Genomic DNA, 23040 nt, shown 5'->3' with positions numbered 1-23040 from the left:
TGAGGGCGATTCTATGGAATAAAATATTCAATTTAGGTGATAAAAATCACACTTGAGGTTATTCTTTGTTCAGTGAAAGTTTGGAATAATGGCTGGAAATACTGACGCAATATCTTACGTAGATATAAGGGTTGTTAAGTTAATCAGTCAGTTAAAGAAAAGTGTGATTATTTCTGTTTTGGAATAATTTATTTAAAGTTTTTGGAATTTTGTCGTGTCCGTTATCAATAAAATCGTCGCAAGACGTACTCAGCTCTCTCACAGTGGTCGTCTGGTTGGCGATTGGATTGTCGAAAATGCAGAAAAAGCCGCGCAATTGACCAGTCAAGAGCTTGCTGAACAAGTGCAAGTGAGCCAGTCGAGCATTGTTAAATTCACCCAGAGGATTGGCTATAAAGGCTATAGCGAGTTCAAACTGGCGTTGAACGAAGATATTGGCCGCAAACAAGCGATGCAATCTACGCCACTCCACAGTGATATTTTGGCGGATGATCCGATTGCGGTGATTTCGCAAAAACTGGTTAAAGCGAAAACCGACGCTATGTTCCAAACGACCAATGCGCTCTCTTATGAGGCGTGTCATCAAGCGGTGAAGTGGTTAAGTGAAGCGCGCCGTGTGCAAGTGGTGGGCATTGGCGGCTCTGCGCTTACTGCAAAAGATTTGAGTTTTAAGCTGCTTAAGCTTGGGATTACCGCGCTATCTGAGCAAGACAGTCACGTACAAATTGCGGTTGCGCGTACGCTCTCTTCGCAAGACGTGCAGATCGCGATTTCTTTTTCAGGAGAGCGAAAAGAGATTCTGGTGGCTGCGGAAGCGGCGAAAGAGCAGGGAGCAAAGGTGATTGCTTTGTCTGCCCCGGGGAGAAGCCGCTTGAGAGACATTGCCGATATCACGTTTGATACCATCGCCAATGAAACAGAGCATCGCAGCTCTTCCATTGCTTCGCGCACAGCACAAAACGTGATTACGGATCTGTTGTTTATTATTTTGGTACAACAAAGAGACGAAAGCGCACGCCAGTTGATCAGTGATATCAGTACCGATATCAAGCAGATCCTTACTTGATCGCTTCGTATAGCTAGAAATTAAAGATCTGGATCGTGTTGCAGCAGCGCAATAAACGCATCTAAGTGTTCTTCAATCGTCAGATCCGCCGAGATCGGGGGCAATTCCACCGTAATACAAGGCAACTGGCGTTCATTACACCAAGTTCCGAAAGACCCTGGCGTTTCGTAATCAACATCGTCAACGATGGGTAGATTGAATTGCTTGCCGAGCCATTTGGCCAAATCAGAATGAGCAGGGTCGTCGACAAACGCTAATGGTTCATGAAACGAGACCACAAATTTTGGTCTGCGCAGTTCAATCAAACTAATTAGTGCTTCAACTTCTGGCTCTAGCTGTTCTTTGCTGCCTGTTTTTACTTTCACGTCTCGAACAGGTGTATGCGAGCTCCAGCGATAGACTGTGCCGTGCTCTGTCCAATTCTGCGTAGGAAACGCACGGTTTAGATCGACTTGATTGGCGTTGGCTCGCGTACCCAGTTGGTTTGCGTCTGGGTTCATCGATAAAATCACATCGTGCTTCAGACACTCCGCTGGCAAGCTTCTTAACGCGCACGACAATCCGGCGATTGAGGCTGTCTCGTCACCGTGTGTCCCAGCGAGAATAAGGCCTCGCGAGTCATTTTCTACTTGTGCTGGGAAGTACAACAACGGCGCACCTAGTACCGATCTTCCATATGATGTTGGCGTAATTAAAAATGCCGCTCTTTCCGTTCTTGGAATTAGACTCACCGTAATCTCCTGATTGTTCAAGTAGTATCTATATATAACTCAAGTCATAGCCGTTGAACTTAGCATTTTGATATTACTCGGATATAAACTGAACACTTAAAGTTCGTCAATGCTTGTATGATGATTTGTGGTACTTGCTTCAAAAGACGTGTTAGGAGAACAAAAATCGATATGGAATTTAAAAAACACTCAACAGCCTTACTAATATCCTCTCTATTGACCCCATTTATATCCGCTTCTGCTTTAGCTGACTCTTTACCTGATGGTGTGCAACTCGCGCCGGAACAACATCTAGTGCGAGCAAACGACGCCGAAGCGGCAACGCTAGATCCTGCAAAAGCCGAAGGCTTGCCAGAAATGCACGTGATTCGTGATTTGTTTGAGGGATTAGTCATTCAAGACCGCGATGGCAATATCGTTCCTGGTGTTGCGGAATCTTGGCAAACCGAAGACAACCAAACCTTTGTGTTCCAGCTGCGTAAAGACGCAAAATGGTCGAACGGCGATCCTGTGACAGCGGATGATTTTGTCTATTCACTTCGTCGTGCAGTGGACCCGAAAACGGCTTCACCCAATGTTTGGTATCTCAAACTCACTAAGATCAAAAACATCGCCGACGTAGCAGAAGGTAAAAAGTCACTTGATGATCTCGGTATCACCGCCGTCGATAAACATACTCTGCGCTTCGAGCTTGATAGCAAGGTACCGTATTTTGTCGCAATGACAGGCCACACTTCGATGATGCCGGTACACAAAGCAACGGTTGAGAACAGCGAAAAGCCGTGGAGTGACCCACAGCAGTTTGTTGGCAATGGTGCATTTGTTCTGGATAAATGGGTGGTGAATGAACGCATTGAACTGAAAAAGAACCCAAATTACTGGGATAGCGCGGATACTCATCTCACTGAAGTGACATACATTCCGTTTGAGAACCAAAACGCATCAATTAATCGTTATGCGGTGGGCGAAGTGGACATCACCTCAGATGTACCAACCCACATGGCGCAAAAGCTGAAGAAGGATTACGAGCAAGCGTATACCGCGGTTCCGCTACTTTGTACCTACTACTACGCGTTTAACACCACGCGTCCTCCTTTCGATGATGTACGAGTTCGAAAAGCCGTGTCTTATTCGATGATGCGTGATGTGATCACGAATGGTGTCACACAAGTGGGTAATCTGCCTGCTTATACGTTTGCACACCAGTACACGGCTGGCTTTGATGCGACTCAGCCAGAATACAGCACATGGACGCAAAAACAGCGCGATGAAAAGGCGCGTGAACTGCTTAAAGAAGCAGGCTACAGCGACGACAAATCTTTAGATTTCAAATTGCTGTACAACACCAGTGAATCGAACAAAGCCATTGCGGTGGCCATTGCCTCCATGTTGAAGAAGAACTTAGGTGCGAAGGTCGAGTTAGAAAACCAAGAGTGGAAATCTTATCTTGTTTCGCGCAGACAAGGTGATTTCGATGTCATGCGTGCCTCTTGGTGTGGCGATTACAACGAAGCGTCTACCTTCTTGAGTCTGTTACGTTCTGGTTCGTCAGGTAACTTTGCTCGTTACAGCAGTGAAGCCTACGACAATGCGATGAACGGTGCATTGGCGGCAACCGATGAGAAAGCGCGTCAAGGTTTTTATGATCAAGCCGAGCAATTGTTGGCGGCGGATATGCCAATCGCACCGATTTACTACTACATGCAAGCGCGTTTGGTTCGCCCTACGGTTGGCGGTTTTGCCAAAAACAACGTAGAGGGTCGTATTTACTCGAAAGACCTCTACATCAAGAAGTAGCACTCAAACAAACGATAAATATGAAGCCCCGTAGATATGTCTTACGGGGCTTCTTTATTGCTAGCGAGTGGAGAGCTTATTCACGAGCATCGCGACTCGTTTGCCAAGATACTCCGCTGTTGCAACGTCTGAGGCATGCAACTGGCCGTCTTCACCACCTTGTGCAACAATGCCACTTTGCACGCCGTAGCGATTCAGATTTAGCTCGCCAGAATTGCTGATCTTATCTAATCCGACCCATATCATGCCGTGCTGGTTAGTGAGTGTTTGTAGATACTGCAACGTCATTGACTGATCGCCATTCATTGCCCCACCACTAGTAAAGCCAGCCGCGATTTTGCCCGCCCATTTTTGGTAATACCAAGATTCACTGCTTGCATCTGCAAATGCTTTAAACTGTGCTGCTACGCCGCCCATATAGGTCGGTGAGCCAAAGATAATCGCATCGCACTCAGCAAGTTCATCCATTAGGCTAGGGTTCACAAAACGTCCCTCAATAATCTCACTGCCTTCAATACGGTGAGAGAGAATTTCAAATCCACCTTGTTGCTCAATGCCTTGTTGTTCAACGCCAGCGGCAATCGCGCGAGCTAGCTGGCCTGTAACGTCGGTTTTAGAGAAATAAATAATCGCAATTTTGGACACAATGGTTCCTTTTTCATTGTTGATGTTGAATCGTGCGAATAAGGCTAAAACCTCAAGCTAGGTTGAGGTCAAGAAGTGATTTGAAATGGCTTAAAGGATGGAAATTTTATTTTGATCTATCGAGCAGTTTTCATAGTGAAAGGAGAAGTTCGTGACTTTACGGGTGCCTCTTATGCTCAATAAGAGATAACATTTGTTCAAATAATACTGGAGACCAAGCTTTGAATATTTTGTCTAACGTGTTTTTCTCTATGCGACAGTTAATGGAAGAGCGAGGTCAATCAGATCCAGACTTGAATGCTAGATTGCTTTTCTCAATTTTGTTTGCAGTGAATTTGGTTGGTATAAAAGGCTTACTAGAATTAGCTTTTGGTGGACTTCCTGCAATACCTAGCAACATACGAGAGTACTATAAGGTTTACTTCGTTATATCTATTGGTCTGATTTTTATTTTTTGCCCTCGTATTGTTGGTGTCGACAGAAGGAAGAAGAAAGGTACTGGATTAGCTATATTCTATTTGGTTTTCTCAATTTTTTTTGCTCCCACAGCTTTGATATGTTTTAGATAAAAATAACAGATAAACAGGTTGTTATAGCTAAGGTTATTCATGACGATTTTTTTCTTTGCTTGCACCATCTCTATTTGCAGCATCTATTTAAGGTTCGTAAAGAAGAAGCTTCCTCTGGTTAAAGTGGCGCTATTGGTTTCGGCGATGTGTCATGTTTTTATCATGAAAGAATACAGTGGCGACCTTCAGCTTATACGTTTTGTCTCTTCACTGTTTTTCGCCATTAACTTTGGGTTATTTGTGACCACCAAGTGATACTAAAAAGCCGATGTAGATACATCGGCTTTTTAGTGGATTATTTCTTTCTGCGGGTATAAATGCGTGAGGTGGTTTTGGGCTCCTCAGGCTTGGCTTTTTCTTTTGCCAGTTTTAAGACCGCTTTTTGAAGCATCAAGTTGTTCGGGTAAGTGATTAGGTTGCCGTTGTCGTGCTTGATCAACACATGGAACATACGAATTTCCTGAATCTCACCACTGATGTCTTCGTCTTTATCTACCACTTTAATTCGGTCACCGACACGGTATGGGAAGACAAAGAAAATCAGAAAGCTTGCTGTAATATTACTAAGAATCGACCATTGCGCGATGAAAGCCACACCTAATACTGCGAAAATCGATGATAGGAACAGCGACACATCGCCATAGCCAATACCAGTAACGATCGCGAAAATCGACACAAACACGAACAAAAAAGCGACGTTGAAGCAACGCTGTATAAAGCTCAGGCGTGCTTTTTTAACCCCTTTGGATTCTGCTAAATTCAGAATGGCACGGTTAGCGATTTTCTTCAGTACACGATAAGCAATCAGAATGATGACGCCCATCAACACTTTATAGCCAATAGAGCCAGCCGTGAAATACTGGCTGATTTGCTCTAGATGCATCCAATGATTCATTTCTTGAACTCGAGAATATTAAGAAGGTGCGTGTTATAGCCGATTTTGTCTCTCAAGTAATTATAAATTTCGTTTCCGCATGAGATTTGTTTTGAACAAATTTTGAGCTATATCTCAGTTCCGAATTGAGAAGAGACGAACTCTGATATCTGGTGTGTTGGCTGCTGCTAATCTAGAAACGGAGCTTACGATCGTTATGGGAAATGGTAGGGATGCGATGGAAGAAGATGAAAGGGCAATCATGGGATTAGTGGTTATTGTTGGCTTTGTACTGCTTTGGATATTCCTCGAAGAGTTTGGTTACTTTGGTTTATTAACCCTCTATAAATAAGCCCCGCGAAACACTGGGTTCAACGGGGCTTTGATTTTCTGTTTGTGCGTTTTAGCTCACGGCGCGAACTTTACCTTGCTTCAAGTCGTTCAGTACTTGCGCTTTCGGACCATCAGCAATCACGCTGCCTTTTTCCATCACAATCACACGATCAACAATGTCGAGCATTGAGGTCTTGTGCGTAATCAAAATCAGCGTTTCACTTGGTTTTAACTGTGCTAATTGATGCTTGATGTGCATCTCTGAACGGTTATCCATTGCACTGGTTGGTTCATCCATTAAGAGCACTGGAGGACGACCCAAGAACGCTCGTGCAATCGTCACAGCTTGACGTTGACCACCAGATAACATGCCGCCACCTTCGCCCACTTGGCGCTCTAGACCCGCAGGATCTGATTGAGTAAAGGCGGTGACACCTGCACGGTTGGCGGCGTCTAAGACATCGCGATCATCAGTGAGTGGACGGCCTAGGGTAATATTGTCACGAATAGAACCGAAGAACAGATTCGAATCTTGCGGTACACAACCGATATTGCGTCGTACGTCCACGTGGTGAAGTTGTTCGATGTCTGTGTCATCAATACGCACGTGACCCTCTGTCGGCTTGTACAGACCCATTATCAGGCGTTCTAGCGTGGTTTTACCCGAACCAATACGGCCGATGATTGCGACTTTTTCACCTGGGTTAATCGTTAGGCTCAAATCACGAATCGATGCCACTGGCGCATCTGGGTAATGGAAGGTCACACGGTCAATATCAATCTTACCTTGCACGATAGGACGGTGAATGTAGCGTTTCCCTTCTTCTTGCTCGTCTGGCATTTCCATCACTTGGTTAATGATGGTCATTGAGGACTTAGCTTGGTTGTAGCGTGTAGACAACAATGAAAGCTGAACCATAGGGCCAATCGCGCGACCACTTAGCATGGTTGCTGCAATCAAGCCACCCATCGTCAAATCGCCGTTTGAGATGAGATAAACACCCAGAATGATCATGCCGACGTTACTACTTTGTTGAACAAAGCCCGCTGCGTTTTGAATGCTGTCGGTAATACGACGGCTCTTGATGTTCCAGTTTGCCATGTGTGCAACGGCTTCTTCCCAACGGTATTGGAATTGGCTTTGTGCACTCAGCATTTTCACGGTTTCTAGGCCGGAAAGGCTTTCAATCAGGTTGGCGTATTTCTGCGAAGCAAGGCGAGAACCTTCTTCAATTGAGCGGCGCAGTGGACCTTGAATTAGTGCCGAGTGAATCATCAGAATCACCACACCAATCATTGGCACGTAAACCAGGTCGCCCGCCATCAACCAGATGATGACTAGGAAGAGTATCGCGAAAGGTAAGTCAATTAGCGCACTTACCGTGGCAGAGGTGAAGAACTCACGAATCGATTCGAACTCTTGCAAGTGGCGAGCAAACGCACCGACAGAAGGTGGTTTGGACTCCATTCGGATACCCATTACTTTGCTGAACAGCTTTGAAGAAATCAGGATGTCGGATTTCTTACCCGCAACATCGATAAAGTAGTTACGCAGTGATTTGAGCAAGAAATCAAATAAGAACACTACGAAGATACCGCTTGCTAGTACCCACAGGGTTTCAAACGCGAGGTTAGGGACTACTTTGTCGTACACCAAGCGAGTGAACATTGGTGCAGCAATGGCGAAGATATTGATGAGGATAGAAGCGATAAGCACATCGCGGTAGATGCGTTTCGATTGCCACAAGGTTGACCAGAACCAGTGGCCTTCTTTGGTTTTGAGCACTTCGGGAGAGCGCTCATCATATCGAAATTGTTTTTTAACTAAAAAGTAGCGACCAGTGTACTGCGCAAGTAGTTCTTCTAGAGGGATGGAGATAGGCACCAAACCGCTTTCTAGGGTGGTGATCTCTGCTTCTTGTGTCTCCAAATTAATACTATTGAGGACACAAGAATCACCACCTTTTAGAAGTAAGATAGCCGGCAGAATCAGACTCGAGATCTGGTCTAACTCTGCACGGTTTTCCTTGGCAACCAATCCGGCCCTTTCCGCCGCTCTCGGTAGCAGAAACGGTGTGAGCTTACCCTCAGAGAGTGGAAGCCCATTAATTAGCGCTTCCGGAGAGTTGGCTAAACCGTAATAACGGCTAACGTAAATCAGCGAGTTCAGTAAAGGGTCTTTCATCCTTGGTATACCTTTTCTTTATTCCTTGTCGACGATGAAACCTTGGAAGACCTCGACGAAGTGCTCGGTGAGGAAGTCCAACTGAATCTGCGTTTCTACACGTGATGCAATCGTCGTGATGCCCAAGTTGTGAGCGGTTCGCGAGATCGAAGTCAGCGTGAATTTCTGTTTTTCGTCATGCAAGTTGTGCGTGAACAGGTAATCCAGTTTTACGTAATTCGGGCGGAACTCCTGAATGTACTCAAGTGACTGGAAGTTACGACCATAGTTATCAACACCGAATTCTGCACCTGACTGACGAATGGCATTACACAGTAGTGCTGTATGGTGTGGATGGTCGATGAAACACGCTTCTGGAACCTCAAAGTGCAGCATTGGCGCAACTTTCGAGTGCTTCTCTAGCATGCTGGTGGTCCAGCGAATGAACGAAGGTTGCGACAGACTGCTTTGTGCAATGTTGATGGCAACAGGTTCGTTCAACTCACCGCTTTCTAGCATTTTAATCATCGACTCAATGACGTATTGGTCGAAGATGTTGGTGGCATCAAGCTGCTCTAAAGCAAACAGGTATTGGTTGGCACGGAAGGTCTCGCCATCTTTTTCGATACTAGAGAACACCTCGTTGTGGAATACCTTGCCCCATGTGTTTTTCGCAGATTGAAAACGGAATTTAATCCAATCACCGTGAATCGCTTCTTCAACCAGCGCTTTCCATTGCTGCTTACCCATTAGGTTAGAAGAGTTTTCACCACCCACGAAGCCGTAAGCTCTGTCTGGTTGTGCTTTTGCTTTCGATAGTGCGTTATCCACCATAGAAAGCACTTCTGAGCGTGTTTTCTGATCTTTACTGTGTGCCACGCCGAGCGAAGCTTTTGGTTTAGCAAGACCGGTTGGGTCTGTGTTCAGACCATTCACACAGTTGACGATGCTATCCGCTAGGATGCGCAGTTCGCTTTCATCCATGTGTGGGAATAACAGACCGAATTCGTCGCTTGATAGACGAGCAATGGTTGCTCCTGGTACATCGATGGTGTTTTTAAGACGTTGAGACAACTCTTTCACGTGGGCATCTGCGCGTTGGTAGTCTTTCGTTTCGTAGATGTCACCAATGTACTCAGCATGGAGTAGCGCGATACCCCCTTGCGTTTGTTCTGCCAACCATTGGTCCACTTGGTTGATGTAGAACGAGCGGTTACCCAGCTTGGAGATCGGATCTAGGTAAGCTTGTGCACGTAGGCGCTGCGCTTCTTTCGCTTGTTCTTTGAATGACAGTTCAATCTGAGCCGACATCATATTGATACCGTCTACGACTGCAATGAGGTCTTTGGTCTTTGGACGAGCAAGTGGGTCACCAAATTGGTTGTTGGCGATTTCGTGCATTTTCTTGACGATGGCTGCTAAAGGTTTGAGTGAGCGACGTAGGATGTAAGAAATCGCGACTAAACCCGCTAGGAAGATAACGCCAAATGCCGATAGCAGGCGAATAAAGCCTTGCCACAACTGTTCGTAAGCAGCACCTGGGTGGCTGATGATTTCTACTTCAGCCAGCTGCATCCAACCACTGGTTACGACGCGTTTATCGTGAATCGCTTTAAATAGATTCAGGTCGATAAACCACTGTGGGACATGGCTTGGCTTTACTGGGTACGAGCGCACGATCTGGTAATCCGAATCTAACGCGGTGAGACGTACGACAGAATAAGTACTGCCGTCAAACAACGCATTAATCACGGACTCGACTGCCACCTTATCTTTATCTTTTAGATACGGTGCCAATGCTAAACCAACGGTGTTAATGGTGTTGTTGACCTCTGAACGTTGCTGCTGCTCTAAGCTGTCTCGAGTAGTGTTGAATTGGATTACGAATACTGATGCCATCAAAAGTAAAAAGACCGTAACCATTCCCACTACAAGCTTCTTATATAGGGTCATGTTTTTCACTCGTCATAGTTAATTTTAGGTTTCTTTAACTGCAACTTACGTTCGCGCGAGCGTAAGTCATTCCAAAGACTCAAACGTGAGGCTTTTCCTGCTAACTCTCCAGTGCCAGCAGAAGACTTCATTAGCCATAGGTTTGAACCATTAAAACTGTAAATCGGTAGCAAGTCGCTACGTTTGGAGGCTCGAACAATGTCTGGGTTGATATTGTCGAGAATGAGCGGCTCAGAGCTTGGGGTCGGGTAGTAAGCCAATACCATGTGGAATTGATCCAGTTCGATGGCTTTAACATAGATCAAGCGCATCTTAGAATCGGGTATGCCTAGCTCCAGCAGTGAGAAGTACTTAGCAATGGTGAAATCTTCACAATCGCCCGCATTACTGCCCAAAAATTCGAGCGGTGTTGCCCAGTAGTCTTTCTTTCCCCAAAGTTTGATGTCGTCAACGAAGTAAAGTTGGTTGAAAAAGTCGTTAACGCCTGCAAGCTTCTCATGAGTCTCCAGTGTTTTAAAAAAGTCGATGTTTTCCCGCCATGTTTTCACGCGCATTCCTGCCCGCTCACCATAAACTGAAGTGACCGTATCGACCCATCGCTGTTCCTTGCTGTTGAGCGCCCCAATTTGGAACGAAAAACAACTGATGCTGATTAATAATGTAACTTTACGCTTCAATTTGGGTGGCATATTCGACTCACATCACAAGTGTACCTTTGAAATGCGTTCGTGGGTGAGAAAAGTGCTTTTTATTTAACCACTTGTCGTCACTTAAGAGCACATTATTTGTACCTTGCAGATACTTACTCCTTCAGTGCGTTGGTTTTGGCGCTCAAAATCGGTTTAAGCAAGTATTCCAAAACGGTTCGTTTCCCTGTGATGATATCGACCGATGCTGTCATTCCGGGAATGATTGGTAAGTCAGCACCCTGTCCAAAATTGGTTTTATCGGTACGGACTCGAACAATGTAGAAGCTGTTGCCTTCTTCATCTTGTGTGGTGTCCGCACTGATGTGTTCTAGTTCACCTTCTAGACCGCCATATTTGGTGAAATCATACGCGGTAAACTTCACGATGGCGTGAAGGTCTGGACGCAAGAAAGCGATGTCTTTTGGGGCTATCTTTGCTTCGACCAATAAAGTGTCTTCGGTTGGAACGATTTCAACAATGTCCATACCTGGCTGAATAACACCACCAACGGTGTTCACGTTGAGAGTTTTGATGGTGCCGGTTACTGGAGAAACCACCACGGTGCGGTTTACTCGGTCTTCTAGGCCTACCGCGGATTCTACGAGTGCGGACAGTTGGTCTTGAGTGCTATTGAGCTTTTCTTGTTGTTCAGAGCGGAATTTCAATGCCACATCAATACGGTTAAGCATGGATTCTCGTATCGCAGAACGAAGCACTGGAATTTTCAGTTCGCTAGAGGTCATCTCACGGCGAGTATCGTTTACTTGGCGTTGAAGTTTGAGTAGCTCAATACGAGGTACGACACCTTCGTCTGCCAGTGGCTTCGTGATGTCTAGCTCTTTCTTCGCGAATCGGTAGCTTTGGCGCAAGTTGTTAACTCGAGCCCTAATTTCAACCAAATCTTGTTGTTTCTGCTTAACTTGCTGATCGATAACTGACAGCTGGTTGCGTAAGTTGTCGAGATCTTCGCGGTACTCTGCTTTTTGGCGTTGGGTGAGGCGAGGTTGGTTCTCTTCAAGTGTCGGTGGGAACGTCAATTTACCGTAATCGAGTAAGACACTTTGTTCCCAGTCTTTGTCTTCAAAATCACGGTTCACTTCTACACTGCTGATGGAGGCTGAAAGCTGCAACACCGAAGCCGTTAAGTTCGCTACTTGTTGTTCACGTTCTCGAAAGTCTGAGCGAAATCGCGTGTCGTCAATCAGCAACAGCTGCTGGCCTTTCTCTACTTGTTCGCCTTCTTTTACTAAGATCTCTTTGACCAAGCCACCTTCAAGGTTTTGTACTACTTGGATTTGAGAAGAAGGAATGACTTTGCCTTGACCAACCGTCACCTTGTCGATTTGCGCCCAAGATGCCCAGCCAATAGCAGCAACAAAAAACAACACCATAACCCACAACATAAGGCGGGCACTACTCGGCGTGTTCAGGAGCAAAGCAGCGGTTTTATCGTCAACAAAATCCAACTCGTCGTTGCTTAGCTTGTTGTAGTTGTCTCGGCTCATCACATTCCTTGTTTTATAAAGACGGTTTATCTTTTTGATCTTATTATTATTAACCGACCATGTCAGCATGCTCGGTTAATAAAAATGTGTGAAAGGGGTAGATGGTCCCTCTTTTACAGTGCCTTGAACTTTGTTTTATCCAACTGATGTCGTTTTAGTTTGTCATACAAGGTTTTTCGCGACACCTGTAATTCTAGTTGAACCTCTTTGAGTCTGCCTCTATGTCGTTGTAGTGCATCGAACAATAAGCAATATTCAAAGTGTTCTGTGCGTTGAGTCATACTTTGGATTTCAATGCTCTTTTCACTGTTCCAGTCTTCCATGCGAAACGCATCTGGTTTGAGGGCGCGCAATTCCGCAAACTGCCTCAATTGTTTGATGTTTTCTGGCCAAGCCAGTTCTGTTATTCGTTTTACTTCTGCCAAACTGATTTGTGGTGGTTGCAACTGATAACGACTGGCAGCATGGCGAACAAAATGTTTATACAGCGGGCCTATGTCTTCTTTGCGCTCGTCCAAGCTCGGCATGCGAATCAACTTAGCCAATGTCTCGACTCCTTGCACTACTTTGTTTGCGGCCCCAAACACGCGTTGTAAGCTTGGGTGCTTAAACAGGCATTGCCATTGTGGTAATGAGATGTGTTCGGCACTGTGAAGATACAAACTGCAATGTGGCCTCCCTTGTGACAAATGATAAATCGCTTTGTAGAACGCATCCGAGCTTAATTCATACAAATCTTCACCAGACGCGACGATCATTTCACTGTCTGACGTGGCATGAATATCGTGGGCAAATTGCGCAGCGAGCCTTCGTCCTGTGCCATCTTCGCCAAAAAAGATCAGTGGCTGGTGGAGTGAGGCGCTGATTAAGGTTCGGCGAATATCGACCATAACTTGGCTATGACCAATCATTTTTGGCCCCACATGCGTTTGCATATCGAGCTCTTTTTTCAACCAGACGTTTTCTTGCAATAGAGTCAGTTTGTCACTGGCGTTATTCAGTGATTTTAACAGTTGCTCTGTCGAGAATGGCTTTTCGAGAAAGTCATATGCGCCACTTTTCATCGCCTCTACCGCTGTTTTTACATCACCGTGGCCAGTGAGAACAATAAACTGAAAGTGATTGTTTTTGCTCAGCAGCGTGCTCATAAACTCTAAGCCGTTCACCACTGGCATATGGATATCGGTAATGATCAAGGCTGGTGTGTGCGGGTCGATAACGCGTAGTGCTTCGACTGCATTGGGAAAACAGGTTACTTCGATATCTTCAATTAAAAGCGCTTGTGATACAGCATCGCGAATATGTGGTTCATCATCGACAAAGAAAACAGGATTATGCATAGGTGTTTTCCCCTAAGGACGATGTTGTAGCGAGTGGAACCGTGATAACAAAAGTCATGCCGTTTACTTTTTGTGTTTGAGCGTCTAGATGTTGGTAAGCGCTCAAAGCACCTTGGTAGCTCTCTAAAATACGTTTTGAAATGGTTAATCCTAAGCCCAATCCCTCGGGCTTGGTAGTGAAGAATGGGTCGAAGACTTTTGCTAAGGCACTCTCGGACATGCCTGGGCCGTTGTCGGAAACTAAAATATCGCAGTGAGTTTCTTCGCATTGCACGGCAATCGAAATTTGTGGATCAATGCAGTAGCTATCCATGGCTTGCGCCGCATTATGAAAGAGGTTAATCAGCACTTGCTCAAGCTCAACGCTGTGAATCGCTAACCTCACGTTATATTCGATAGTTGGCACTTTTAATGTTACGCCTTGCTTGATCAGCTTGTTACTCAAAATTCGCGTGGCGTTGTGTACAGCATCATGCAGGATGGCGACTTCGCTGTGTTGGTTGCTGTCGGTTTTGCGTGTAAAGACTTTTAAACGAGCAATGACTTCGGCAATCGTGTTGTTGAGTGACAGCATCTTATCCAAATTGCTTGCCACCATAGGGTAACGCTCCTTTGCCATCAAACGTTGTGAGTTTTCGGTGTAGGTTCGCAGCGCGGCAAGCGGCTGGTTAATTTCGTGATTGATGCTGGCGGACAGCTCCCCAAGCAGTGCGAGTTTGGCGGCTTGCGTCAACTCTTGTTGAGTTTGCTTGAGTTCTCGCTGACTCTTCTCATATTGATGCACGGTTTGCTGCAATTTGTGGTTGGCTTGGCTGAGGACCAACGTTCTTTCCGAGACTTTTTCTTCCAAGTTCGCGTTCACATTCGCGAGGCGTGCTTTGTTGACCAGCATTTGGAACCAAGCCAAAGCAATTAAACCAACCAAGGCATACAACAGCAGATAAATGACATCGGCTTGAAGAACGGCGGTGAGTACTTCTTGCTGGCTGATCAGTGCTACAACACGAAAGCCTTTTTCAAACAACTGGGTCGCGTATGCTAGATAGTTTGGAGAGAGTAGAAGTTGATTGTTTTTAAACTGCGTCGCACCACTTTTTCCGGTTAACTCACCACGATATTCTGGTAGGGAGTGGCCGTATTGTTGGGTTTGACTGAGTTCATGTTTTGCTGCTTCGGAAAGTGGAAACAATGCGCGATAACGCCAATCCGGTAGATTACTCATGAAAACGACGTCATGCACGCCTGTGACAAGTAAATCTCCATCGTCTTGAACCAACCTTTGTTCAAGTTGTTCTAAGTTGACTTTAACCGTAATCACTCCCGCGACTTTGTCATCAACCCAAAGCGGAGATGAGAAGAAATAGCCCCGCTTATTAGATCGAACGCCTAATCCAACGTATTGGGCTTTCTCGCCATTGAGCGCGTTCTGAAAATAAGGGCGAAAGGCAAAGTTAGAGCCCACAAAACTATCGTCTTGCTGGTAATTACTTGATGCGATTACTAAGCCTGTTTTGTCGTGGACATAGATGGTATCGGCCAAGCTTTGTGTGAGCCATTCCGCCAACAAACGGTTAAGTGCATCAGACGGTTTTCCGATTTTTATAGCGTCGAGCAATCTTGGATCGTGGCTGAGTAGATTGGGGATTTGTTCAAACTTAGCCAACTCATAATCGATCTCCTGAGCGACTTGCGTGGCTTGGGTTTGAAGTTTTTTTTGCCATTGATCATGTTGATGCTGGGTTGCGTACTTATGAGTCGATATTAGCCCGACCATACCGATGGCGAGCAACACCAGCAAAAAATGGCGCAGAGCTTTGGGGTTGAGTAGGTTCACGGTTGGCTCACTCGTTTTTAACGCCATGTTATCAAATGGCATTTAACGATGCTGTGAGCCGCAGCGACAACGTGACACAACACAAATCGCAATCAGAGTTATCGTTTGCTGTCCTTGAAATTGAGTATCATCGGGCGCACAATCGGGAAAAACGAGTGAAGGAGTGAAGATGGAACTTGCTGATATTCGTCGTGAGTACACAAAAGGTGGCCTGCGTCGTAAAGATTTAAAAGCAGATCCTGTCGATCAGTTTAATTTGTGGTTGGCGCAAGCGGTAGAAGCTGGCTTGACCGACCCTACTGCAATGACCGTTGCCACGGTTGATGAGAATGGCATGCCATTTCAACGTATCGTACTACTGAAAAGTGTCGATAAAGATGGTTTTGTGTTTTACACCAACTTAGGCAGCCGCAAAGCACAGCAGCTTGGGCACAATAGCAATATCAGCCTACATTTCCCTTGGCATCCGCTTGAGCGTCAGGTCCATATTACGGGCGTTGCAGAGAAGCTGTCACCGATGGAGAACATGAAATATTTCACTTCTCGCCCGAAAGAGAGCCAACTTGCTGCGATCGCCAGTAAACAGAGTAGCCGTATTTCCGCTCGAGGCGTGTTGGAAGGCAAATTCTTAGAGCTGAAACAGAAATTCGCCAAAGGGGAAATCCCAATGCCAACCTTCTGGGGTGGCTTCCGTGTGAAACCGCAAAGTATCGAGTTTTGGCAAGGTGGCGAGCACCGCTTGCATGACCGTTTCTTGTTCTCAAATCAAGAAGGTGATTGGGACATCGACCGTCTTGCGCCGTAGTCACTTCGATGAAGAGATAAAAAAACACCGCCGAAATTGGCGGTGTTTTTGTTTGCACAGAATCAAGAATCAGCGTTCGCCGTTAAGCACCACAGAGAGCTGATGTTTAAGTAGGGTCTTTGGCACAATGGAGCCGTAACCAGCTTCCATTGCTTTGTCGATCAACTCATTCTTGCTGTTGGCTTCAAACTTCGTACGTAGACGAGCAACATGCCCCTCTACTGTTTTAGTGGAAATGCCCATGACCTGAGAGATGAATTGCGGTTTTTTTCCATACAGCAATAGGAATAAGGTTTCTTGTTCGCGGCAGGTTAGCTTTTCGGGTTCGGGTTTCAGGTTAGAGAAGCGGAAGATTGATTTTTTGCTCGGGTTTCCACCAATGGCTCGGCAAACCCAATAGCCTACTTCGATGACGGCGGTATCAGTCAGTTCACGCCCATAAAAGATGGTGCCAATGATGTTGCCATCGTCATCTCGCCACGGCGTTTTAGTAAAGATATGCGCTCGCCAATGACCATCAGGATAGGGGTGGATATCGAGGATCTTCAGTGACTCGCCAGTCTCAATAACATGCTTATCTTGCTCTTGAAACTCTTTTGCACACTCAATGGTTGGGCTCGCCATTTCAAAGTCTGTCTTTCCAATACAGGCTTCAGGTGAATCGTAGCCTATCAATTCTGCGTATTCCTGATTCACATATCGGAATACTGACGCTTTATCTTTGCATCCCCAACAACCCGGTAGCTGTCGGAGGAGCGACTGTTCTATGGTATTGACTGGAATATTCACAAGAGGGCTCACTACTGCTACGTATCGCCTGCTTTATTGCAGGTCAGTGTTCTCACTTCGATTATCCTGAAATTTCTCTTACGAAATCGTTCCTTGATCATGCTTTCAGGAATTGCGCCAGACAAACTGGAAAAGAGAGAAGATAGATCAAGTTAGCTCAGCGTGATGATTAAGCTCAGGATACGGTGAGGTGGCCCATATAATATCAGCTTATGCCATTGTTTTCATTGGCGTAGAGCAAAAAAAAGGCCAGCCTGAAGACGGGCTGGCAACACAAGATATAATCTTGTCGACGTGTAGAAGAGGTTCTAAATTACATAGCGAGGGTCTGCTAAGTAAGTTAGAGGTATCAAGTAGATACCGGTGAACTCAGGGTCGTATGCATCCTAGAGCTCGAGGTCTAATGTATTGAATTGAGCGTATATTGGTAAGGGGGGAATTCCCTCTATGTTGCTGTTTTCTGGTTAATTCATGCGCTTTTGATCGTAATTTTGACCTCTTGACTTACATTGGTGTGCACTTCAACCGCAAAGATCTTTTGAGTCGAGCTGTCTCAACTTTAGTAATTTTGACTATCTATCCGTTTTTGTTAAAAAAATTGGTTGCACATTGACCGTAAGTTACTCTTACATGATCATCGTTCCGGAACTATGATCATGTAGAATGCCTTGATCGTGTTGGTTTGATCTTGTGCGATTGAGTTGGGGAAGATTTGCAACCCCACCGAGAAGGTATATGATGCCAAGGTGTAAGCCGACCGTGAAAGACGACAGTTTTAAATGAGTGATTCAAATAACCCGAAAGCCCCGCTGTATAAAGAGATCGCGCTGCCTAAACCAGCAGAGTTGATCACGCTTCCGTCTTATATGGATTGCCATGATCATGCTTACACGCAGATCGTGATCGGTTTGAAAGGCCAAGCGGAATTTGAAGTTCGTGGACAGGGTAATTTAGTTGGTCCGGGACAAGGCTGCATCGTAACGGCGTCTTCTGATCATGCTTTCGGCGGCGTGATTCATCAATCAGACATTTTGGTGCTCAACATGCCAAAGCCTGCTAATGATGATCCTGAGATGCTACAGAAAATCAATAATCTAGAGCGCTCTCATCTTTACTTCCAACTGGATGGTCAAATCCAAAAGCTGATTCAGATGTTGGTACAGGAGATGCGTAATCATCCTGATGATTTGCTGCTTAGTCGCGCTTGTAACGATACTGTGATTGCGTTGATGCAACGCCATATCTCTTCATTTGAAACATCAAAAAAAGATTCACGATTCGATTTGGATGCGATAGATCGTTACATCGAACAGCATTTGAGCCATAAAATCAGTGTTGCGCAGTTGGCAGGTAGTGTGTTCTTGGGCGAAAGCCAGTTCCACAGCTTATTTAAAGAGCAAATGGGTATAACGCCGCATCAGTATGTGCTAGGTAAACGTATTGATATGGCGCGTGATTTGATTGAGCAAGGCCACCTTACATTCGGCCAGATAGCCGAATTTACAGGTTTTTCTAGCCAAAGTACTTTCACGCATACTTTTACTCGTTTACAAGGTTTGTCACCTTCGCAGTATAAGAAACAGAGTTAATAAAATATCTTTCTTTTTGTTCGTCTTGTTGCTTATTGATAGAACGCCGCGCATTGGTCGCGGCTTTTTTACGTCTGTATTTTGCACAGGAAAGTCGAACTTTTTTGCGTAATTCCCCTTTAAATTTTCAGTGTTTTTGCCCATTCCTCACAAAATCACAATCTAAATCCTTCTTATTCAAATAAAAATTGCCCAAAACCTGTCTACTTTTGTTGTAAATGACATGCAAAAATTAATTTTTACAACACAATATATTATCTAATTGCGTGTGACTATGTAGATGTTTTGTTATAAAAGCGAGTTTTTAGCAAAAAGCTCGGAGTTTTTGACAAGTATTCTTCTCGGGCTCAAAATACACTGCCAGCCATTGATGATCCTCGAAGCGGTTTTCGAGGAGAGAGATTGAGGAAAACGCATGTTTACTGCAACGAACGTGTTAACACCAGAATTTATCGAGCAGCCGCTTGATAAGTTATGGTCACTGATCTCGCCATTGTACATGGTGGACGAGTCTCAATGGCTAGAGCAATTATTGCCACTAGCAACGCCGACAGCGGAAGAAAAATCGGCAATCACGACCCAAACAACCCAGCTTATCGAAGCTATCCGTGCGGATAAGAAGTCAATCCAGATGATTGATGCGCTGTTGCTGGAATACAGCCTTGATACCCAAGAAGGCATCTTGTTGATGTGTCTTGCAGAAGCGTTGATGCGTATTCCGGATTCAGCGACGGCCGATGCACTGATTAAAGACAAGTTAAGTGTTGCGGATTGGAAATCTCACCTTAAGAGTTCAGATTCTGTCTTCGTTAACGCTTCAACTTGGGGGTTGATGCTGACAGGTAAAGTGATTGGCATTGGTGACCAAGAAACCCAGAGCCCAAGTCAGGCTGTAAACCGTCTGGTGAACAAATTCTCTGAACCTGTGATTCGTAAAGCCATGTATCAGGCAATGAAGATCATGGGTCACCAGTTTGTACGTGGTCGTACGATTGAAGAAGCACAAAAGAACGGTCGGCCAATGCGCGACAAAGGTTTCACTTACTCATTCGATATGTTGGGTGAAGCGGCGCTAACCACGGCAGACGCAAGTAAGTACTTCAAAGACTACCTAATGGCGATTGAAGCCGTAGGTCGAGAAACGTATGGCAGTGACACGAGTCCTGCGCCTTCTGTTTCTATCAAGCTTTCAGCACTTCACCCACGTTACGAAGTAGCGAATGAAGAACGCGTGATGACTGAGCTTTACGATACGCTAACGCAACTGCTTAAACGCGCTATCGAAGTGGATGTTGCCATCACGATTGATGCAGAAGAAGCAGACCGCCTTGAGCTGTCACTGAAGCTGTTCGAAAAACTGTACCGTAGTGATCTACTCAAAGGCTGGGGCAAGTTTGGTCTTGTGGTTCAAGCCTACTCGAAACGTGCGCTGCCAGTATTGGCATGGTTGAACGGTTTAGCGAAAGAGCAGGGCGATCTTATCCCACTGCGTCTCGTGAAAGGCGCGTACTGGGACAGCGAAATTAAATGGTCGCAACAAGCGGGTTACGAGAATTACCCTGTTTACACGCGCAAAGAAGCGACGGATGTTGCTTACCTCGCGTGTGCACGCTTCCTACTAAGTGAAGGCGTGCGCGGTAATATCTTCCCGCAGTTTGCTAGTCACAACGCGCACACTGTTACTGCAATTGCTGTGATGGCAGAGCACAAAGATTACGAATTCCAACGTCTGCATGGTATGGGCGATTCGCTTTATAACCATGTAATGGACACTTATGGTCAGCCAGTGCGTATTTACGCGCCAGTCGGTAGCCATGCGGATCTACTGCCTTACTTAGTTCGTCGCTTACTAGAAAACGGCGCGAACAGTTCGTTTGTGCACCGTTTAGTGGACGCGCGTTGTCCAATTTCAGAGCTGACGCATCACCCTGTTGATGTGCTGACCTCTTTTGATACTTTGCACAACGGTCAAATTCCAATGCCAACTGGCATTTTCCCTGAGCGCAAAAACTCATACGGTGTGAACGTTGATATTGATAGCGAAGCGAAGCCGTTTGAAGCGCAGGTTGAAAGCTTCCTAACCCAGAAGTGGATTGCGGGTCCGATCATCAATGGCGTGAAACATGCCGAAAGCATGATCAAGGAAAACTCCGCAGAGATCATTACTGCCCCTTACGATCGTCGTATTGAAGTGGGTCAGGTGGCTTTCGCAAGCCTTGATCATGTTTCCGCTGCAATCGAAGCGGCTGATGCTGTATTCCCAGAGTGGAAAGGCACCGCAATTGAACAAAAAGCGGCGTGCCTAGATAAGCTTGCGGATCTGATGGAAGAAAACTTGGCTGAGCTGGTGGCGATTTGTCACCAAGAAGCGGGTAAGACGATTCACGATAGTATTGATGAAGTGCGTGAAGCGGTCGACTTCTGTCGTTACTACGCGAAACAAGCGCAAAACCTTCAACCGTTCGAACTAGAAGGCTTTGATGGCATGAAACGTATTTCGAGCCGCGAAGGGCTAGGCGTATTCGTTTGTATCAGCCCATGGAACTTCCCATTAGCGATTTTCCTTGGTCAAATCACCGCGGCATTGGTTGCAGGTAACACAGTTGTGGCTAAGCCAGCTGAGCAAACTAGCTTAATTGCGGCGCGTGCGATCGAATTGATGTTAGAAGCCGGCTTCCCAGCGGGCGTGATTCAGCTATTGCCGGGTCGTGGTGGTGAAATTGGTCATGCACTAACGTCTCATGATGCGATTGCAGGTGTAGCATTTACTGGTTCGACGGCAACGGCGCAGCGCATCAACGTGACGCTTGCCGAGCGCAGCGCGAAGCCAGTTCCGTTTATCGCTGAAACTGGCGGTCAAAACGCCATGATTGTGGATAGTACGGCACTACCAGAACAAGTTGTGCGTGACGTTATTCGCTCCGCTTTCGCTTCTGCAGGTCAACGTTGTTCTGCTCTGCGCGTTCTGTTCGTTCAAGAAGACGTTGCGGATCGCATCATCAACCTTATCCAAGGTGCAATGAATGAGCTGCATGTTGGTATTCCTTACTTACACAAAACGGATGTAGGGCCGGTTATCGACAGCAATGCAAAAAATAAACTCCTTGCTCACCTAGAGCACATGACAAGCACACAAACCAAAGTTGCTCAATTGCAATTGGATGAAACGTGCCAGCACGGTGATTTTGTGTCGCCAAGTGCGTTCGAAATCTCGGGCATTGATGTTCTGAAAGAAGAGCAATTCGGCCCTATCTTGCACATTGTTCGCTTTAAAGCGTCTGAGTTGCCAAACGTGGTTGAGCAAATCAACCAAACCGGTTTTGGCCTCACAATGGGCATCCACAGCCGTAATGAAACCACTTACCGTTGGATTGAAAAACACGCTCGCGTGGGTAACTGCTACATCAACCGCGATCAGGTTGGTGCAGTCGTTGGCGTTCAGCCATTTGGTGGTCAAGGTTTGTCTGGTACAGGTCCGAAGGCGGGTGGTCCTCACTACCTATACCGCTTCACTAAACAACATCTTGTTCAAGCAGAGAAGGCGTAAGGAGTCGCATTATGGTTCATCAGATCACGTATTTTAAAGATGCATTCTCTGCTTGGGAGCAGTGGAATCTGACCGATTTTGATTACAAATGTGAGCATTTGCTGGCATTTAAATCTGCGATAGAAGAGCAGCATAGCGTGGCTGGCAAAGTGGTGTCTTACCACTTGCAACAAGCGTCAGCTCTGTTAGCAGAAACTCATCAGTTAGTTGGCCCTACGGGCGAAACTAACGAGCTGTACGCGGCGGGGCGTGGTGTGGCTTTGGTCGTTTGTGAAAACAACCTAGCGAATACTGAGAACGCACTGTACAGCACTTTTGCAATGATCACCTGTGCCCTGATTGCGGGCAACAGCGTGGTGATTTGTAGTGACAATACAGAACTTAATCAGATGGTTAAGCAGGCTGTAACGTCAGCAAACTTCCCATCTAACTTAATCCAAGTGGTTGCGTACGACGCGTCTTCCCCGCTGTTAGACAGCGACGTACGTAGTGTTGGTTATGTTGGGCATTCACAGGTTGAGCATGCGCTTAACCTGCAACTGGCTAAGCGTGACGGTGCCATCGTCGGTTTAGTTTCTGAAACGGATTTAGAGTCACCGACATTGACTCATGATCCTCATCTGTCGTTGCGCTTCATTACTGAGCGTACTCGAACGATAAATATTACAGCAGTGGGCGGTAACGCGACTCTACTCGAGTTGGGAAGCGACTCCCACTAACCTGACTTGTGATACCAATCTGAATCAAAAGAGCCTGAGAGCTTACTCGGGTTGGTATCTCTTACTTTGATGTATTGCTGCGATGGCAAAA

Annotated in this window: 18 protein-coding genes; 8 read left to right on the top strand and 10 right to left on the bottom strand. The window is 45.9% G+C overall.

Translation table 11 applies throughout. The annotated features are described in order from the left end of the window. The first annotated feature begins 214 nt into the window (after positions 1 to 214). On the top strand, positions 215 to 1066 hold the full coding sequence (locus VJL_RS17895) for an SIS domain-containing protein (RefSeq protein ID WP_038879982.1): 852 nt from the start codon (positions 215 to 217) through the stop codon (positions 1064 to 1066). A gap of 20 nt (positions 1067 to 1086) precedes the next feature. On the opposite strand, the gene mpaA is transcribed toward VJL_RS17895, so the two are convergent. Continuing rightward, entirely contained in the window at positions 1087 to 1797 is a 711-nt protein-coding gene (gene mpaA, locus VJL_RS17890) for a murein tripeptide amidase MpaA (protein ID WP_081634997.1), read from the bottom strand. A gap of 171 nt (positions 1798 to 1968) precedes the next feature. On the opposite strand from mpaA, the gene VJL_RS17885 reads away from it, so the two are divergent. After that, on the top strand, positions 1969 to 3594 hold the full coding sequence (locus VJL_RS17885) for an ABC transporter substrate-binding protein (RefSeq protein ID WP_038879979.1): 1626 nt from the start codon (positions 1969 to 1971) through the stop codon (positions 3592 to 3594). A 60-nt stretch (positions 3595 to 3654) separates the two neighbouring features. Here the strand turns inward: VJL_RS17885 and VJL_RS17880 are convergent, their stop codons facing one another. After that, positions 3655 to 4239 carry a flavodoxin family protein gene (locus VJL_RS17880; protein ID WP_038879977.1) on the bottom strand — a complete coding sequence of 195 codons (585 nt, stop codon included), beginning with the start codon at positions 4237 to 4239 and terminating at the stop codon, positions 3655 to 3657. A gap of 251 nt (positions 4240 to 4490) precedes the next feature. Between VJL_RS17880 and VJL_RS28035 the strand changes: the two genes are divergently transcribed. Then, on the top strand, positions 4491 to 4808 hold the full coding sequence (locus VJL_RS28035) for a hypothetical protein (protein WP_146068424.1): 318 nt from the start codon (positions 4491 to 4493) through the stop codon (positions 4806 to 4808). Positions 4809 to 5103: 295 nt separating this feature from the next. On the opposite strand, the gene VJL_RS17875 is transcribed toward VJL_RS28035, so the two are convergent. Then, the gene (locus VJL_RS17875; RefSeq protein ID WP_038871578.1) at positions 5104 to 5691 is read right to left on the bottom strand and encodes a mechanosensitive ion channel family protein; all 588 of its coding nucleotides are present in this window, start codon (positions 5689 to 5691) and stop codon (positions 5104 to 5106) included. A 208-nt stretch (positions 5692 to 5899) separates the two neighbouring features. On the opposite strand from VJL_RS17875, the gene VJL_RS30220 reads away from it, so the two are divergent. Beyond that, positions 5900 to 6034: a hypothetical protein gene (locus VJL_RS30220; protein WP_265101993.1), complete on the top strand. Its 135-nt coding sequence runs from the start codon at positions 5900 to 5902 to the stop codon at positions 6032 to 6034. A gap of 51 nt (positions 6035 to 6085) precedes the next feature. Here VJL_RS30220 and VJL_RS17865 read toward each other — a convergent pair whose 3' ends face one another. The 6 genes from VJL_RS17865 to VJL_RS17840 form a co-directional block, all read right to left on the bottom strand. Further along, a complete protein-coding gene (locus VJL_RS17865; protein ID WP_038879974.1) occupies positions 6086 to 8200 on the bottom strand; it encodes a type I secretion system permease/ATPase in 2115 nt (704 codons plus the stop codon). An 18-nt stretch (positions 8201 to 8218) separates the two neighbouring features. Then, positions 8219 to 10132, bottom strand: a complete 1914-nt coding sequence (locus tag VJL_RS17860; RefSeq protein ID WP_038871616.1) for a bifunctional diguanylate cyclase/phosphodiesterase — start codon at positions 10130 to 10132, stop codon at positions 8219 to 8221. Positions 10133 to 10137: 5 nt separating this feature from the next. Then, positions 10138 to 10821 carry a transglutaminase-like cysteine peptidase gene (locus VJL_RS17855; protein WP_038871574.1) on the bottom strand — a complete coding sequence of 228 codons (684 nt, stop codon included), beginning with the start codon at positions 10819 to 10821 and terminating at the stop codon, positions 10138 to 10140. Between the two features lie 113 nt (positions 10822 to 10934). After that, positions 10935 to 12326, bottom strand: a complete 1392-nt coding sequence (locus tag VJL_RS17850) for an HlyD family type I secretion periplasmic adaptor subunit (RefSeq protein WP_038879972.1) — start codon at positions 12324 to 12326, stop codon at positions 10935 to 10937. Between the two features lie 113 nt (positions 12327 to 12439). Continuing rightward, positions 12440 to 13666, bottom strand: coding sequence for a sigma-54-dependent transcriptional regulator (locus tag VJL_RS17845; protein WP_038879969.1), 1227 nt, complete (start codon positions 13664 to 13666; stop codon positions 12440 to 12442). Then, the gene (locus VJL_RS17840) at positions 13659 to 15542 is read right to left on the bottom strand and encodes a sensor histidine kinase (protein ID WP_038879966.1); all 1884 of its coding nucleotides are present in this window, start codon (positions 15540 to 15542) and stop codon (positions 13659 to 13661) included. Before VJL_RS17840 ends, VJL_RS17845 begins: the two co-directional genes overlap by 8 nt. 127 nt (positions 15543 to 15669) lie before the next feature. On the opposite strand from VJL_RS17840, the gene pdxH reads away from it, so the two are divergent. Then, positions 15670 to 16305 (top strand): pyridoxamine 5'-phosphate oxidase, encoded by a 636-nt coding sequence (gene pdxH / locus VJL_RS17835; RefSeq protein WP_038879963.1) that lies wholly within the window; start codon positions 15670 to 15672, stop codon positions 16303 to 16305. Positions 16306 to 16374: 69 nt separating this feature from the next. On the opposite strand, the gene VJL_RS17830 is transcribed toward pdxH, so the two are convergent. Continuing rightward, on the bottom strand, positions 16375 to 17094 hold the full coding sequence (locus VJL_RS17830; protein ID WP_080774286.1) for a helix-turn-helix transcriptional regulator: 720 nt from the start codon (positions 17092 to 17094) through the stop codon (positions 16375 to 16377). Between the two features lie 779 nt (positions 17095 to 17873). On the opposite strand from VJL_RS17830, the gene VJL_RS17825 reads away from it, so the two are divergent. The 3 genes from VJL_RS17825 to VJL_RS17815 all read left to right on the top strand — a co-directional run bounded on the left by VJL_RS17825 (position 17874) and on the right by VJL_RS17815 (position 22949). Beyond that, the gene (locus tag VJL_RS17825; protein WP_038879960.1) at positions 17874 to 18683 is read left to right on the top strand and encodes an AraC family transcriptional regulator; all 810 of its coding nucleotides are present in this window, start codon (positions 17874 to 17876) and stop codon (positions 18681 to 18683) included. Between the two features lie 415 nt (positions 18684 to 19098). Next, the gene (gene putA, locus VJL_RS17820) at positions 19099 to 22230 is read left to right on the top strand and encodes a bifunctional proline dehydrogenase/L-glutamate gamma-semialdehyde dehydrogenase PutA (protein ID WP_038879957.1); all 3132 of its coding nucleotides are present in this window, start codon (positions 19099 to 19101) and stop codon (positions 22228 to 22230) included. An 11-nt stretch (positions 22231 to 22241) separates the two neighbouring features. Next, positions 22242 to 22949: a 1-pyrroline-5-carboxylate dehydrogenase gene (locus VJL_RS17815; RefSeq protein WP_038871556.1), complete on the top strand. Its 708-nt coding sequence runs from the start codon at positions 22242 to 22244 to the stop codon at positions 22947 to 22949. Positions 22950 to 23040: the final 91 nt, after the last annotated feature.

It is taken from the genome of Vibrio jasicida CAIM 1864 = LMG 25398, assembly GCF_000400365.1.
In the GTDB taxonomy this organism is placed as follows: Bacteria; Pseudomonadota; Gammaproteobacteria; order Enterobacterales; family Vibrionaceae; genus Vibrio; species Vibrio jasicida.
The sequence above is the reverse complement of the archived record's forward strand: the minus strand, read 5'-3'. Positions and strand labels throughout refer to the sequence as shown.